The organism is Clostridium thermobutyricum DSM 4928 (assembly GCF_002050515.1).
Lineage (GTDB): Bacteria > Bacillota > Clostridia > Clostridiales > Clostridiaceae > Clostridium > Clostridium thermobutyricum.
Genome location: NZ_LTAY01000057.1, coordinates 1 through 14,906, shown reverse-complemented (window position 1 = coordinate 14,906; position 14,906 = coordinate 1). Strand labels below are relative to the sequence as shown.

Annotated in this window: 15 protein-coding genes and 1 pseudogene; 9 read left to right on the top strand and 7 right to left on the bottom strand. The window is 25.5% G+C overall.

The genetic code is table 11. From position 1 onward, the window contains the following. The first annotated feature begins 57 nt into the window (after positions 1-57). The 7 genes from CLTHE_RS16755 to CLTHE_RS10740 all read left to right on the top strand — a co-directional run bounded on the left by CLTHE_RS16755 (position 58) and on the right by CLTHE_RS10740 (position 5,191). Positions 58-210: a hypothetical protein gene (locus CLTHE_RS16755; protein ID WP_158082722.1), complete on the top strand. Its 153-nt coding sequence runs from the start codon at positions 58-60 to the stop codon at positions 208-210. Positions 211-416: 206 nt separating this feature from the next. Then, positions 417-569 (top strand): hypothetical protein, encoded by a 153-nt coding sequence (locus CLTHE_RS16750; protein ID WP_158082721.1) that lies wholly within the window; start codon positions 417-419, stop codon positions 567-569. A 32-nt stretch (positions 570-601) separates the two neighbouring features. Beyond that, positions 602-823, top strand: a complete 222-nt coding sequence (locus CLTHE_RS10760) for a hypothetical protein (protein ID WP_002597763.1) — start codon at positions 602-604, stop codon at positions 821-823. Beyond that, entirely contained in the window at positions 799-1,134 is a 336-nt protein-coding gene (locus tag CLTHE_RS10755) for a hypothetical protein (RefSeq protein ID WP_080023418.1), read from the top strand. Before CLTHE_RS10760 ends, CLTHE_RS10755 begins: the two co-directional genes overlap by 25 nt. Before the next feature lie 317 nt (positions 1,135-1,451). Next, positions 1,452-3,527: a molybdopterin oxidoreductase family protein gene (locus tag CLTHE_RS10750; protein WP_080023416.1), complete on the top strand. Its 2,076-nt coding sequence runs from the start codon at positions 1,452-1,454 to the stop codon at positions 3,525-3,527. 15 nt (positions 3,528-3,542) lie between these two features. Continuing rightward, a complete protein-coding gene (locus CLTHE_RS10745) occupies positions 3,543-3,956 on the top strand; it encodes a 4Fe-4S dicluster domain-containing protein (protein ID WP_002597766.1) in 414 nt (137 codons plus the stop codon). Further along, positions 3,956-5,191, top strand: a complete 1,236-nt coding sequence (locus CLTHE_RS10740; protein ID WP_040413624.1) for an NAD(P)/FAD-dependent oxidoreductase — start codon at positions 3,956-3,958, stop codon at positions 5,189-5,191. The genes CLTHE_RS10745 and CLTHE_RS10740 overlap by 1 nt, the downstream gene beginning before the upstream one ends. Positions 5,192-5,305: 114 nt before the next feature. On the opposite strand, the gene CLTHE_RS17145 is transcribed toward CLTHE_RS10740, so the two are convergent. Both CLTHE_RS17145 and CLTHE_RS10735 read right to left on the bottom strand, forming a co-directional pair. Next, positions 5,306-5,440 (bottom strand): hypothetical protein, encoded by a 135-nt coding sequence (locus tag CLTHE_RS17145; RefSeq protein ID WP_002597768.1) that lies wholly within the window; start codon positions 5,438-5,440, stop codon positions 5,306-5,308. A 255-nt stretch (positions 5,441-5,695) separates the two neighbouring features. Beyond that, a pseudogene (locus CLTHE_RS10735) lies at positions 5,696-6,166 on the bottom strand (hypothetical protein); the annotation flags it as partial. Positions 6,167-6,383: 217 nt separating this feature from the next. On the opposite strand from CLTHE_RS10735, the gene CLTHE_RS10730 reads away from it, so the two are divergent. Together CLTHE_RS10730 and CLTHE_RS10725 are read left to right on the top strand one after the other, a co-directional pair. Continuing rightward, a complete protein-coding gene (locus CLTHE_RS10730) occupies positions 6,384-6,701 on the top strand; it encodes a hypothetical protein (protein WP_002597770.1) in 318 nt (105 codons plus the stop codon). 18 nt (positions 6,702-6,719) lie between these two features. Continuing rightward, entirely contained in the window at positions 6,720-7,604 is an 885-nt protein-coding gene (locus CLTHE_RS10725; protein WP_080023414.1) for a potassium channel family protein, read from the top strand. 27 nt (positions 7,605-7,631) lie between these two features. On the opposite strand, the gene CLTHE_RS10720 is transcribed toward CLTHE_RS10725, so the two are convergent. From CLTHE_RS10720 to fdhF, 5 genes are read right to left on the bottom strand one after another with little or no spacing between them, the layout of a single operon-like run. Further along, on the bottom strand, positions 7,632-8,051 hold the full coding sequence (locus CLTHE_RS10720; protein ID WP_080023412.1) for a hypothetical protein: 420 nt from the start codon (positions 8,049-8,051) through the stop codon (positions 7,632-7,634). Beyond that, on the bottom strand, positions 8,041-9,918 hold the full coding sequence (locus CLTHE_RS10715; protein ID WP_080023410.1) for a molybdopterin biosynthesis protein: 1,878 nt from the start codon (positions 9,916-9,918) through the stop codon (positions 8,041-8,043). Before CLTHE_RS10715 ends, CLTHE_RS10720 begins: the two co-directional genes overlap by 11 nt. A 14-nt stretch (positions 9,919-9,932) precedes the next feature. Next, positions 9,933-11,156: a molybdopterin molybdotransferase MoeA gene (locus CLTHE_RS10710; protein ID WP_158082720.1), complete on the bottom strand. Its 1,224-nt coding sequence runs from the start codon at positions 11,154-11,156 to the stop codon at positions 9,933-9,935. After that, positions 11,149-11,925, bottom strand: a complete 777-nt coding sequence (gene fdhD, locus CLTHE_RS10705) for a formate dehydrogenase accessory sulfurtransferase FdhD (protein ID WP_080023407.1) — start codon at positions 11,923-11,925, stop codon at positions 11,149-11,151. Before fdhD ends, CLTHE_RS10710 begins: the two co-directional genes overlap by 8 nt. Positions 11,926-11,980: 55 nt before the next feature. Next, positions 11,981-14,674 (bottom strand): formate dehydrogenase subunit alpha, encoded by a 2,694-nt coding sequence (gene fdhF, locus CLTHE_RS10700; protein WP_080023406.1) that lies wholly within the window; start codon positions 14,672-14,674, stop codon positions 11,981-11,983. Between the last annotated feature and the right edge of the window lie 232 nt (positions 14,675-14,906).

The window sequence follows — 14,906 nt, the reverse complement described above, 5'->3', positions numbered from 1 at the left end:
ATTTAAGTAACAGAAAAAAATATAATTCATAATATATTCCAAGGGGGATATTTAAAAATGAGTAAAATAAGAATTATTGAAAAAAATAACATATCTAAAAATGGATTAATAAGTTTTGGGGAAATAATTGCTGAATCTATCTTAGAAAAGAGAGGAATAGATGAGTGTAAAAATTTAATTAATTTATATAAAAAATCAAAAGATAAATAGGCTTTTAGCCTTAAAAACGCGATTTACATAATTTTCGATATATTATAAAAATTTAAAATGAAAATGTAATAAATTTATAAATATGTATTTCTTATAATACTTTTGTAAATACTAATCTAAAATAGATGTGTTGAAAACATATATTATAAATTATCAATTTACAAAATTATTGATTTAAAAATAATGTATGTATAAGAGGAGTTAAAATGAAAGCATATATTTTATATTATAATAATGGGAAAGAAGATATATTACAAAGGGCTTTTAAAGATAAGGAAGAAGCATTTAGCATTTGTAGTAAATGGAATGCTAAAAAGGTAGAAAATGGATACTATAAAATAGTTCAATGTGAAGTTTAATAATTACTTTATTTATAGAAAGGAATTTTTTTATGGCAAAAAGATATAGTTGTAGTGGGTATGGGTGTTTTTTGGTTCCTATATTTTTAGTTTTAATATTTAATATATTAATTGGAGGATGGAGTATAGGAGAAATATTAAATTTAGGAGGAATTAACTTAAATTTTTATATTAGAGGACTAATTGGATTATTTGTTGCAGAATTTACAATTCCAATTGCATTTATGATATGGGTGTTAAGACATTTACTATAAAAATTAGCAGTTTAGACAAGCATGCAGAAGCAATGACAACTGGAACTTTAGCAGGGTTAAATGCAGTTAAATATGCTATGGGTATGAAACTTTTAACACTTCCAAGAAGTCTTGCAACTGGAGATTTGATTGCTTTTGCAAATGAAATGTCTAAGACTAGTGAGGGAAGGAAAATGAGATATACTTTTGCTGGATCTGTTTTCTTTAATAGAATGAAAGCAGAAGGTTTATATTTAGAAAATCCAGATGATATAAAAGTAAAAGTTAAAAAACTTGGATTAGATGATATTTTTAATTTGAGAATAGTTTAAAAAAGGCCACTCATTATTGAGTGGCTTTTTTTATTATTTATAAAAAAAATAGAAGTTTAAAATTAATAATATTTTAATTTTTTTAAGAATACTATATCATTAAATTGAAGATAAAAAATACTTTTTATATACTTCGTTAAAATAGTTATTTTTATAAAAGATTGTAAAAATTTAATTTTTAACAAATAACATTTTAATATATAATAGGTATAACTGTGATTTATATATAATTTTTATTCAAAGTTATAAAAAGTTTATATAAGTAAATGTTTAATTCGGTAAAAATTTAACAAATTAAGAGGAAAGTAGGGATTGTTATGAAAAAGATACAATCAACATGCAATTATTGTTCAATTGCATGTAATCTAGATTTTTATGTGGAAAATAATAAAATAGTAAAAGTACATCCAACAGAGGGACATCCAATAAATAATGGTTTTTGTTGTATAAAAGGATTAAATTTAGATAAACAAAACACTATAATAAAAACCCCTAAAGGACCTAAAATAAAAAATGAAAATGGAGTTATGGAAACTGTTTCTTGGGATAAGGCATTTGAAGAAACAGCTAAAAGAATTAAAGATATTCAAGAAAAATATGGGAAAGAAAGTTTTGCTTTTATTAGTACAGGACAACTTGATACTACTGAAATGGCACTTATAGGACATATAGGAAGAACATATTTGGGAGGAAATGGAGATGGAAATACTAGACTTTGTATGGCTACATCTGTTGTTGCCCATAAACAAAGCTTTGGATTTGATGCACCTCCATATTCATTAAAGGATTTAGAGCTTTCAGATACAATATTCTTATTTGGATCTAATCCAGTAGTTGCACATCCTATAATATGGGGAAAAATAAGAGATAATAAAAATGCAAAAATCATTGTTGTAGATCCAAGAAAATCAGAAACAGCTAAAAATGCACATATATGGGTTGATATAAAACCTAAAGCTGATTTAACTCTTCTTTATACAATGGCTAATGTTTTAATAGAAAAAAATTGGATTGATAAAGAATTTATAGAAAATAATACTGAAGGATTTTCTGAATTTAAAGAATTTGTAAAAGATTTTACTTTAGATAAAGTTTATGACGAAACAGGAATAAGTAAGGAAAGAGTGTTAGAGCTTGTAGATTTAATACATAATGGAAAGAAAGTATCATTATGGTGGACTATGGGAGTAAACCAAAGTTACCAAGCAGTTAGAACTGCTCAAGGGATAATAAACTTAGCATTAATAACAGGTAATATAGGTAAACCTGGTACAGGACCAAATTCAATAACAGGTCAATGTAATGCTATGGGATCAAGATTATTTAGTAATACTACAGGACTTTATGGTGGTGGAGATTATGGAAATGAATCTGAAAGAGAAAAAGTAGCTAATGCTCTTAAGATAGATAAAGATATGTTACCAACTAAACCTACAATTCCTTATAATATGATAATTGAAAAAGCAATAAAAGGAGAGATTAAAGCTCTTTGGATAGTTGCAACTAACCCTGTTCATTCATGGACTAATAATGAAAGTTTTAAGAAAGCTATAGAAAATTTAGATTTATTTATAGTTCAAGATATATATGATGATACTGATAGTAGTGTATATGCTGATATACTTTTACCTTCAACATCAACTCTAAAAAAAGAAGGATTCTTAATAAATACTGAAAGAAGATTAACAGGACTTCAGCCAGTTTTAGAGAAAGAAGAAAATGAAAAAGATGATTATGAAATATTCTTAGGTGTTGGTAATGCACTAGGAATGGGAGATGCACTTAATGTATGGAAAACAAAAGAAAGTGCATTCAATGTATTAAAAGCTTGTACAAAAGGATTACCTTGTGACATTACAGGTGTAAATTATGAAGATTTAATGAATTCTAAAGGAATTCAATGGCCTTTTAAAGAAGGAGATAAATTAACTTCAAATGAAAGAAGATTATTTGAAGATGGACAATTCTTTACTCCAAATAAAAAAGCTAAAATATTATTTGAAAATATAAGTGAGAATCCAGTAAAAGAAACAGAAGAGTATCCTTACATATTAAATACTGGAAGAGGTACAGTAGGACAATGGCATACTCAAACAAGAACTAGAGAAATTGCTTTTACAAATAATGTTGTGGAAAAAGAGGCTTATGTTTATGTAAATAGAGAAGATGCAGAGAAATTAGGAATAAAAACTAATGATTATATAAATTTAAGTTCAATCAATGGTAATAAATCAAAATTTGTTGCAAAAGTTACTGATGATGTTAAAAAAGGTCAGTTATATGCACCACTTCATTATATAGAAACTAATGCATTAACACCTTCAGTATATGATACTTATTCAAAAGAGCCATCATATAAAACAGTTGCGGTAAATATAGAAATTATAAAATAAAAAGGGGAAAATTTCATGAAAAGAATTAAAATTGATAGAAATAAATGTATAGGCTGCTTAACTTGTACATCTGCATGTATTGTTTCTCATGATTCAGAAGAAACAAGAAGTAGAGTAGTTATAGATAGTAGTGGAAAATATGCTCCTATATTTTGTAGACATTGTGAAAAACCAGAATGTGTATTTACTTGTATGACAGGAGCTATGCACAAAGATAAAGAAACAGGATATGTTTTATATGATAGTAAAAGATGTGCTAGTTGTTATATGTGCATAATGGCTTGTCCTTACGGAGTTTTAAAAGCTGATCAAAGAACTAAAAAAGAAATAATGAAATGTGATATGTGTATTTCAACTAAAGAAGGTACACCTCAATGTGTAAAAAAATGTCCTATGACAGCAATAACACTAGAGGAGGTAAAAGAATAATGAGATATGTAGTTATTGGAGCTTCAGCATCAGGGATTAGTGGAGCTAAAACTTTAAGAGAACTAGATGAAAATGCAGAAATAATTTTAATTTCTAAAGATGAATATATATATTCAAGATGTATTCTTCATCACTTTATAAGTGGAGTAAGAACTGTAGAGCAATTAAATTTTTCAGAAGATGATTTTATAAATAAATATAATATTAATTGGAAAAAAGGTGTTGAAGTATTAAAACTTAATTCTAAAGATAAAAATTTAGAACTAAGTAATGGTGAAATTTTAAGCTATGATAAAGTTTTAATTTGTAGTGGAGCTTCATCTTTTATTCCACCTGTAGAAAATTTAAGAGAAGCTAATAATGTAGTAGGACTTAGAAATTTTGATGATGCAGAAAAAATAGTTGAAGTAGGAAAAAAAGCTAAAAGTGCAGTAGTATTAGGTGCGGGATTAGTAGGTATAGATGCTATATCAGGTCTTATGAACTATGACTTAGAACTTAGTTTAGTTGAAATGGGAGACAGAATTCTTCCAATTCAATTAGATAAATATGCTGCAAAAGAATATGAAAAAAGATTTGAAGAAAAAGGAGTCAATCTAAAGCTTGGAGTAATGGCTAAAAAACTTATAGTTGATGAAAATAATAATCCAAAAGCATTACTTTTAAATACAGGAGAAGAAATTCCATGTGAACTTGTAATAGTAGCAACTGGTGTTAGATCAAATATAGGATTTTTAGAAAATAGTGGGGTAGAATGTGATAAATTTGGACTGTTAATATCACCAGAAGGAAAGACTAATATAGAAGATGTTTATGGTGCAGGAGATGTAACAGGTAGAAATCCTATATGGCCAACAGCAGTAAAAGAAGGTATAATAGCTGCATCAAATATGATAGGATTTAATAAAAAAATGACTGATTTCTTTGGAAGTAAGAATACAATGAATTTTGTAGGATTAGCAACATTATCTTTAGGGACAGTTAATTTAAAAGATGAAGAAAAAGAAGATTATATAATAGATATAAAAACAGATGAAACTGGATATAAAAAAATAATTCATAAAGACGGAAAGATATATGGAGCAATAATACAAGGGGATCTTTCTTATGCTGGAGTATTAACTCAGTTAATAAAAGAGAATATTAACGTTTCAAAGGTTAAAAAATCAATATTTGAAATTGACTATTCTGATTTCTTCAATATAAAAGAGAATTTAGAATACGATTATAAATAAGATTAATATAAAATATAAAAAATGCATCTTATCATTATATAAGATGCATTTTTAATTAATAAAGGTAAGTAATAAAAATATATAATATATTTTTATTACTTACCTTTATTTAAATTATAATATTGGTGGATTATGTGTAAACATTGCTATAACAAGTAATGCTATAATAATTAAAAGAACAATTATTTTAGATTTAGCACTCATTTTGTTGTGTGCTATAACTTCATTTGAATTACTGTTTTCATTCATAATAATCATCTCCTTTATTTAAAATTATCACAGAGAAGTATTATAGTAAAATGAATTTAAATGGTAATAATTTAATTTTTAAAGGGTAATTACTTAATTAATTCAAATAAAATAAATTATTTTAATAATATTTTATATTGAAATTATTTTGAACCACAAAACATATAAAAATTTTAAAATTAAAATAATCTTAGTAAATATAATTTTGAAAATTAAAAATCTATAAATTTAAAATATAGGTTGTTATATTATAGATTATTTTCGTCTTTTTTTATTTATGTAAATTTTAAAAGAAAAATATATAATAAGAATTCCAGTTATCATAAATAAAATTTCAAAAGGAATATTACTATATCTATCAGAAAGAGATATATATTGGCCTGTTTTAGATATATATCCAGTTTTAGCATTTATATCTTCATAAAATTTTGAAAATGATAATGTAAGCAATATGAGGCCTATTAAAACTCCACTTAAAGATTTATAATCTGAATTATGTCTTCCATATACAGATTCTGTATCTGATCTATAATTTTCTTTTTTAATATAAAGATTTTCATTAAATTTTTGTTTGCAAAATGAGCAATAATTATTTTTTGTATGTTCTCTATGTGCTCCACAATTATTACAATATTTTAAATCATTTTTTATTCTAGAACCACAATTAGGACAGATTAATTTGTTTGTAGTTTCTACTTTTTTCCCACAATTACCACAATACATAAGAAATCCTCTTTTCTTTAAATGCTAATTTATGTATATAATATAACATTTTATGGACAATAGATATATAGATAAAATTTAAATAAATATTAAAAAATGTTATTTTTTAATTACATATGGTTATATTAACATAATATTGAAATCTAATTTACAAAATAGTTCTAGCAAAATAGCAAATAAATGATATAATTATAAAAAATAAAAAAGGAAGGTGAATGATATGATAAAAGATATATATTACAATAAAATGGAATCCTTCTTAAAAGCACAAGATGCAAAAAATAAAGCTTTAAAGCTAGGAAGAAAAGTAACAAAAATGGATACTGAGATAAATTTATTACTTTTAAGGTATATGGCATCTAAATCTGGACAAGATTTGTATGATTTAGCTTTAGAGTGTGAGAAATATCTAAATCTTAATTTAAAATATGTTTATGATAGTATACCTATATATTTCACTTATAAAGTTAATAGACCATTTTATGAATCAGAAGAATATAAAAAATATATTGAAAGTGTTTCTATTAAAGAAGATTAAATTAGGTATATATTTTAAATGGGATATTTTCTAATTATTATAACTACTAGTATAGCTATTGGATTATTTATAGTTAAAGGTTTTAAAAAAGAAAAGAATATATCTAAAAGAATTATTAGGTTAATTAAAAATATAAATAAAACTTATATAGATATATTTAAGCAAAATAAGGTGAAAATGGGGATGGATATTATACTAATAATATTTGCTGAAATTTTTACTTTTATAACTATAACTACAACTATATATAAATATGTAAATATGAATTTTATTAATAGTGGAGAATCAATAATTAAAGGAATTTTTAGTATATTTATTTTTATAGTTGTATATCATTTAATAGGATATATTCTTTTATTTAGTTCTAGAATAAATAAATTTATAATAAAAACAGAAAATAAAAGTTTTAAAACAAATTTTATATTAAGTTATTTTTTAATAAGTACGTATTTAGCAATAATGTTGCTATTTCCTAAAGAGTTTAATAAAATGGCTATTATTGTTCTAATTGGAATTGTAATTAGTTATATATTAAATCTAAAGTTGTTATTAGATCTAATGATTAATCCTACAAATGCAAAATCAATAAAAAAAGATGGAGTAGAGTTTTCTAGAATAATGATAGCAGCTCTTTTAATTTTATTAATAATAGTACTTAATCTTTATTTAGCAGTTTGTGCAATAAATGGAGTAGAGCCAAACTCATATACAAATGCTAATGGAGATTTTAGCCTATTTTATTATACTATAATTACATTTACTACTGTGGGATATGGAGATATAGTTCCTTTATCTATAGGAGCACGTATAGTATCAATAGTAATATCTTTAACCAGTGTAATTTGTATAACTATATTTTTGAGTAGTATATTATCATATAGAGATAAGTTTAAAGAAGAATAAAAAAGAAAACTAGAAATTATAAAATTTCTAGTTTTCTTTTTTATATTTTTCAAATTTTCCACTTTTTATAACAGAAGCAAAAATAACATTTGTCTTTAATGGGCATAATGTATTAGATTCTATCAATGAACATTCTTTATAACATTTTTTCCCTATTTGATTTATCTTTAAAATAGCAGTACCTATATTTATTGTTTGGTTTACTTTAAACTCAGATATACTTATATTATTTATAATTATATTTGGCTTAAATTTTTTTGAACATAGTCCATTATTGTTACTATTAGGAATATTGGGACTAATATAAAGAACTATTTCCTTAAGCGGAGTTCCTCCTTTTAAATCCCCTAAAATGCCATATCCTTCTATAAAATTACATGCATTCAATTCATGTCTTCCAAATTCATCCTTTATGAAAATATTAGATATAAACTTATTAATGTTCATTTATATAAATAAGCTCCCCAGAATTAGTAAATTCATAGCCACCTAAATTTTCTAATGCAGCTTTGAATTCTTTGCTTTTTAATGCTTTTATAAAAGGAGAAAGGAATTCTAATGATGATTTTTTTATTAAAAAGTCATATTCTTCATTTCCAACAGGAATAAAATCTAAATTCATTTCTTTAGCAGCAGAATAAACTCCAAGTCCAACATCAACTTTATTAGAATTTACTTCTGCAGCAACTGACATGTGAGTTAACATTTCTCTTTCATATCCAATAATTTGATCTTTAGATATATTGTTTTGAGATAGTAAGAAATCTAATAAAATTCTAGTACCAGCTCCTCTTTGCCTATTTACAAATTTTATATTAGGGTTAGTTAAATCTTTTATACTAGTTATATTTTTAGGATTTCCTTTTTTAACCATAAATCCTTGAATTCTTTTAACTCCCTTTATTAAAACCATTGGCTCTTTAAAATATTGTTTTACATAAGAGATATTGTATTCTCCAGTTTTACTATCTAAAAGATGAATTGGAGCTAAATGACATTGGTTTTGCTTTAAAGCCATTATTCCACCTAAACTTCCTACGTGAGAAGATGTAATTGGAATAAAATCTCGTAAAATATCCATTAAAATATCATGACTTCCTATTGACAGAATATTTTCTTTTATTTTTTCAATTGGTTTTAAAAGTGAAATTTCAACTTTGTCCCCAGTATTTAAACCTTCTAAGCTTCTATCAATTTCTATTATTCCATCTGCTTTTAATAAGCTAGTAGTAATACCAGCACCACGTGCTATAGGAGTGGCAATGATTTTATTATTAACAATACCAGTATTTACTCTTACTAATTCTCTATATTTAAAAGAAGATGGAATTTTTTTAGTTAAAATACCTTCAATTTTATTTTGATAACTAATATTTTTATTTAAAAAAGAATTTATAACTGGTACAACAAATTCTTTAAATGAGACATATGCAGATACAGGATAACCAGGAATTCCTATAACAGGAGTATCTTCAATTTCTCCTAAAATAGTTGGTTTTCCAGGTTTTAAAGCAACACCATGTGTAAATACTTTTCCTAATTCACGGATTATGTGAACAGTATAATCATGAGTTCCAGCAGATGAACCTGCATTTATTATAACTATATCACTTTTCTTAACAGCAGAAATAATTTCAGATTTTATAGATTCATATATATCTGGAATAGGTTCATAAATTATTGGATTTCCTCCAAATTCAGAAACTAAACCAGATAGCATATAGCTATTTGAATCAATTATAGTTCCTTTATTTGCATTTTCTAAAGATGATACTATTTCAGAACCTGTTACTAGAATAGAAACTGTTGGATTTTTATAAACTTTAACTTTAAAGTTTCCAGATGCGGCAAGTGAACCTAGTGCAAATGAGTCAATTTTATAATTAGATGGTATAACCATTTCACCTTTTACAATATCTTCTCCAATAGGGCGAATATGTTGCCAAGGTTTAGAAGGTGATATTATTTCTATAAATCCATCTCTTTCTAAAACATCTTCAATCATTATAACACTATCAAATCTATCTGGAATAACATTACCAGTATTAACATAAATAAAATCTTTATTTTCATATAGTTTTAATGGGTTTATTTCACTAGCTAAACTTGTTATTGAAGAATTTACACATATACCATCCATAGCTGCAAGATGATTTTGAGGAGAAGAAATTTTGGAGAATATAGGTTCACTAGAAATTCTATTTAAAGCATTTCTAAGAGATATTTCTTCTGTAGAAGCTTTTATATCTAGATTTTCTAAATATAAAGCTAGTGCTTCTTTAGGATCTTTATTTTCTATATATACATTTCTCATAATAATTTTCCTTTCTATTTAAATAATGTTACATTAACATCTGAATCTTTATATAATCCTTCAATAGATTCATCAATTTCAATATAGCCTTTTGAGTTTGCAAGCATTTTAATCATTGAAGATCTTCCCATAATAGGAGAGGCTATACCATCATTAATATCAACCATTTGGAAAGTAGTTTTTCCTGGGAAAGAATGAAGGTTAGTATCAAGCTTGAAATTACCAAATAATTTTTTATTAGTAATATTATTTAAGGAAAATACAAAAGATGAGACATATAATTCTGCAGCTAATGCACAAGAAACAGGATTACCAGGTAAGCCAAAAAAAGCTTTATTATTTATTGTTCCAAATAAAACAGGTTTTCCAGGTTTCATTCTTATTCCATGAAATAATACTTCTCCAAGTTCTGAGAGAAGAGCATTCATATAATCTCTTTCCCCAACAGAGCTTCCACCAGACATTATAATAAAATCTGAATTATCAATAGTTTTTAGTATTTCTTTTTTTAAAGAATCATAATTATCTTTTACTATTGAAATATTATTTACTATACATCCTATATTTTCTAATTGAGATTTTAAACAATAGCTATTTATATCTCTAATTTCAGTTCCTTGTAAATTTTTTTTATAAACTGAAACAAGTTCATCACCTGTAGAAATAATAGAAACAGTTGGTTTCTTTAATACAGGAATTTCTGTAATTCCCATAGAAGCTAAAACCCCTATATGAAATGAATTTAATTTTGTATATTTTTTTATTACAATTTCATTTATAGAGATATCTTCTCCTTTTAAAGTAATATTTTCATTAAAAGATGTACTTTTATAAACTAATAATTCAGAATCAGATATTAATTCAGTATTTTCTATCATAACTATAGAATTAGCGCCTTTAGGTATTTCACCACCAGTAGGAACATATGCACATTCCCCATTATTTATAGAGAAAGTAGGAGAAGAACCAATTTCTACATTTCCAACAATATTAAAAATAGATGGCATAGTTTCTGATGAACCGGTTGTTTCATCAAATTTAACAGCATATCCATCCATTCTAGAACGATTAAAATTAGGAATATTTTCTTTAGAAATTATATCTGTAGCTAAAACTCTGTTTGTAGCGTTATAAAATTCTAAAGTTTCAGTATTTATAGAATAATTAGAAGCAATTTTTGATATTTCGTCTAAAGCTTCTTTTACAGAAACTGATTTAAAAAATTTTTTGCTAGTCATTAAAATCAATCCTTTCACTTCCAGAATAAACATTAAATCTATTACCTCTAGAAAAACCTATTAAAGTCATATTCATATTTCTAGCTAAATTTAAAGAAAGGGAAGTAGGGCATGCTCTTGATATAGCAAAACAGATTCCAGATTTACTTATTTTTGATACCATTTCTGAACTTAATCTTCCAGATACATATATAATAAAATCTCTAACATTTAAATTATTTAAAATAAGATATCCAATAGCTTTATCAATAGCGTTATGTCTTCCTATATCTTCTCTAAATACTTCTATTTCTTTACTTTTTAAAAGAACACTATGTACTCCACCAGTTTCTTCAAATATTTTAGATTTATTAAAAAATTCTTTCATAGTATTCATAATTTCGTTTTTATGTATCTTTATATTATTATCAAATTTTTTTTCTTTCATAAAATCCATAGATTTAAAATAAAGACTTCCTTTACTTCCAGAAGTTATAACTCTATTTTTATCTAAAATAGAATAATTTATATTTTCTTTTAAATCTATATAAAAAATAATATTTTCGTCTTTTACAAGTTTCATATTTTTTATATCTTCTTTTGATTTTAAAATACCTTCATTAAATAAAAAACCAATTGCAAGCTCTTCCATATAAAGAGGAGTACACATTATTGTTATATATTCAATATTATTTATAACTATGGTTAAAGGAACCTCAGTTACTACTTTGTCAATTGTTTCAAAAGTATTATCAACAGTACATTTTATTATTTCAAATTCTTTTATCATTTAAAAAACTTCCTTTTAAAAATAGAGGAATCTATATAGATTCCTCTATTAAATTTTATAATTTTTCAACTTTTACTGCACAAACCTTTAATTCAGAAATGTTACAAATTGGATCTAAAGCAGTATTAGTAAGAGCATTACAATTTCCTTCAGCAAAGTGGAAAGTCATAAATACTACTTCTTCAAGTATTTTATCTGTAACTAAAGCCTTAGTTTCAACAGAACCTCTTTTAGATGAAACACGAACTTTATCACCATTTTTTATGTTAAGTTCTTTAGCTTTATTAGGATGAATTTCAACATAAGATTCAGAAGATTCTTCATTAAGTCCTTTTGTTTTACCAGTCATAGTTCTAGTATGATAATGGTAAAGATTTCTTCCAGTTGTAAGTATAAAAGGATATTCTTCTGAAGTTACTTCGTCTGCCTCTTCATAATCTTGATATATTAAAATACCTTTTCCGCGTATAGGGCCATTTTTATGCATAAATTTAGTTCCTTTAGTATCTTCTAAAGAAGTACATGGCCACTGAATACCTGATTTCTCTAATTTTTCGTAAGTTATACCATAAAAATTAGGTATGGCTTGTCTTATTTCATTAAATATATCCTCAGGTGAACTAAATCCTTTATGTCCGAATAATTCCATTATTTCTGAAATTATAAGCCAATCTGGTTTACACATTCCTTTTAAAGGTAAGGCTTTACGAACTCTTTGTACTTTTCTTTCTGTATTTGTAAATGTTCCATCTTTCTCTGCAAAAGCGGCAGCAGGAAGAATAACATCTGCATATTCACAAGTTTCATTAAAGAAAATATCTTGACATACTACAAATTCAGCATGTGAAAAACACTCTTTAACATGATTTGTATCTGGATCTGAAACAATAGGGTTTTCTCCAAAAACATACATAAATTTAATTTTTTTATCATGTAGTCCTTTAAGCATATAAGGAACTGTTAATCCTTTTTTCTTGCTTAATTTTGTATTCCAAAGTTTTTCAAATTTTTCTATTGCTTTAGGATCATCAGTACTTAAATAACCTGGATAGTATTCAGGTAAACATCCCATATCACAAGAACCTTGTACATTGTTTTGTCCTCTAAGTGGATTTATTCCAGTACCTTCTTTTCCTAAGTTACCAGTAATCATAGCTAAATTAGAAACTGACATAACTCCAGAAGTTCCAGTTTTAAATTGAGTTATTCCCATTGCATAATATATAGCTGATCTTTTGGATTTAGCATATAATCTTGCTGCTTCTTTGATTAATTCTACATCGACACCACATATAGAAGCTCCCATTTCAGGAGTAAATTTAAGGATATTTTCTTTTAAAGTTGAGAATCCTTCTGTATTTTTTTCTATATATTTATAATCACAAAGATCTTCAGTTATAATAACATTTAACATAGCATTAAGTAATGCTATATTAGTACCTGGTTTTAATTTTATATAAATATCAGCATAAGAAGCTAATTCTATTTGTCTAGCATCAGCTACTATAAGTTTAGCTCCATTTTTAACTGCTTGTTTAATTTTTGCACCTATAACAGGGTGATTTTCAGTAGTATTAGATCCTATAACAAAAATAACTTTTGATTTTCCTATTTCTCCAATTGAATTAGTCATAGAACCACTTCCAAGTGTAGTTGCAAGCCCGGCAACTGTAGAGCTATGTCACAATCTAGCACAATGGTCTACATTATTTGTTTTAAAAACTGTTCTAAATAATTTTTGGAAAGCGAAATTATCTTCATTTGTACATCTAGCAGAAGATAATCCAGCAAATGCATCAGGTCCATCTGAATTCATAATTTCAGTAGCTTTAGTTTTTATTAAATCATAAGCTTCTTCCCAAGATGCTTCTACAAATTTTCCATCTTTTTTTATAAGAGGAGTTTTTAATCTTTCAGGATTGTTTAAAAATTTATATCCAAATTTACCTTTAACACATAAAAGCCCACTATTAGGACCATCATTAAGAGGTTCAATTCCAACAACTTTATCTTTTACAACTTTTAGATTAAATTGACATCCAACACCGCAATAAGAACAAGTAGTTCTAACTTTTTTTACTTCCCATTCTCTAAAACTTTCTTTTTTCTTTTCCATTAATGCGCCTGTAGGACAAACAGAAACACAATTTCCACAAGATACGCATCCAGTTTTTGATAAAGGAACATATGGTGAGATTCCATGTCTAGTTTTAAATCCTCTATTTTCATTAGTTATTGCATTTTGAACTTGTAAATCACTACAAACTCTAGTACATCTCTTACATTCAATACATTTATTTTTATCAAAGTAATAGAATTTATTAGAGTAATCTATGCTATATGGATTTTCATTTAATATAGGTCTATAATTTTTTCTTTCGACTCCATACTCATAAGCATAATTTTGAAGTTTACAGTTTCCAACTTTTTCACAAGTTAGACAATCATCTGGATGAGTTTTTAAAAGATTTTCAATTATATTTTTTCTAAATTCTCTAACTCTAGGACTTTGTGTCCAAACAGTCATACCAGATTTAGCTTTCATACAACATGAAAGTACTAGATTTTCACTCCATTCAACTTCTACAGCACATAATTTACATGCAGCAGCAGGTTTCATTCTTTCATCTTCGCATAGGACAGGTATATCTATACCTGCTTTTCTACAAGCTTCAATTAAAAGTGTACCTTCTGGAACAGTAACTAAAATGCCATCGATAGTTAAGTTAATTAAATTTTCGATAATCATTTAAAATCACATTCTTTCTAAAATTTAAAAATATTCATATATAATTTTTAAATTTTAAATATAAAAAATTATATATAATTATTAAATGTTAGAATAATAGTAAATATTAACTCTAACATTTATAAAATTATCATATATATGTTAATAGAAAATATATTGAAAATTAACAATATGAAAACAGAGGAAGTATTAACGATATTTGCTAAAATAGATAAAGTGAAATATATTATAC

Excerpts from the sequence above, each read along its gene's own strand:
- CLTHE_RS16750 (WP_158082721.1), top strand. The coding sequence starts at position 417 with ATGAAAGCATATATTTTATATTATAATAATGGGAAAGAAGATATATTA.
- CLTHE_RS10745 (WP_002597766.1), top strand. The coding sequence starts at position 3,543 with ATGAAAAGAATTAAAATTGATAGAAATAAATGTATAGGCTGCTTAACT.
- CLTHE_RS10750 (WP_080023416.1), top strand. The coding sequence starts at position 1,452 with ATGAAAAAGATACAATCAACATGCAATTATTGTTCAATTGCATGTAAT.
- CLTHE_RS10715 (WP_080023410.1), bottom strand. The coding sequence starts at position 9,918 with ATGAGAAATGTATATATAGAAAATAAAGATCCTAAAGAAGCACTAGCT.
- CLTHE_RS10725 (WP_080023414.1), top strand. The coding sequence starts at position 6,720 with ATGGGATATTTTCTAATTATTATAACTACTAGTATAGCTATTGGATTA.
- CLTHE_RS10720 (WP_080023412.1), bottom strand. The coding sequence starts at position 8,051 with ATGAACATTAATAAGTTTATATCTAATATTTTCATAAAGGATGAATTT.
- CLTHE_RS10755 (WP_080023418.1), top strand. The coding sequence starts at position 799 with ATGGGTGTTAAGACATTTACTATAAAAATTAGCAGTTTAGACAAGCAT.
- CLTHE_RS10730 (WP_002597770.1), top strand. The coding sequence starts at position 6,384 with ATGATAAAAGATATATATTACAATAAAATGGAATCCTTCTTAAAAGCA.
- fdhD (WP_080023407.1), bottom strand. The coding sequence starts at position 11,925 with ATGATAAAAGAATTTGAAATAATAAAATGTACTGTTGATAATACTTTT.
- CLTHE_RS10760 (WP_002597763.1), top strand. The coding sequence starts at position 602 with ATGGCAAAAAGATATAGTTGTAGTGGGTATGGGTGTTTTTTGGTTCCT.
- CLTHE_RS16755 (WP_158082722.1), top strand. The coding sequence starts at position 58 with ATGAGTAAAATAAGAATTATTGAAAAAAATAACATATCTAAAAATGGA.
- CLTHE_RS10740 (WP_040413624.1), top strand. The coding sequence starts at position 3,956 with ATGAGATATGTAGTTATTGGAGCTTCAGCATCAGGGATTAGTGGAGCT.
- CLTHE_RS17145 (WP_002597768.1), bottom strand. The coding sequence starts at position 5,440 with ATGAATGAAAACAGTAATTCAAATGAAGTTATAGCACACAACAAAATG.
- CLTHE_RS10710 (WP_158082720.1), bottom strand. The coding sequence starts at position 11,156 with ATGACTAGCAAAAAATTTTTTAAATCAGTTTCTGTAAAAGAAGCTTTA.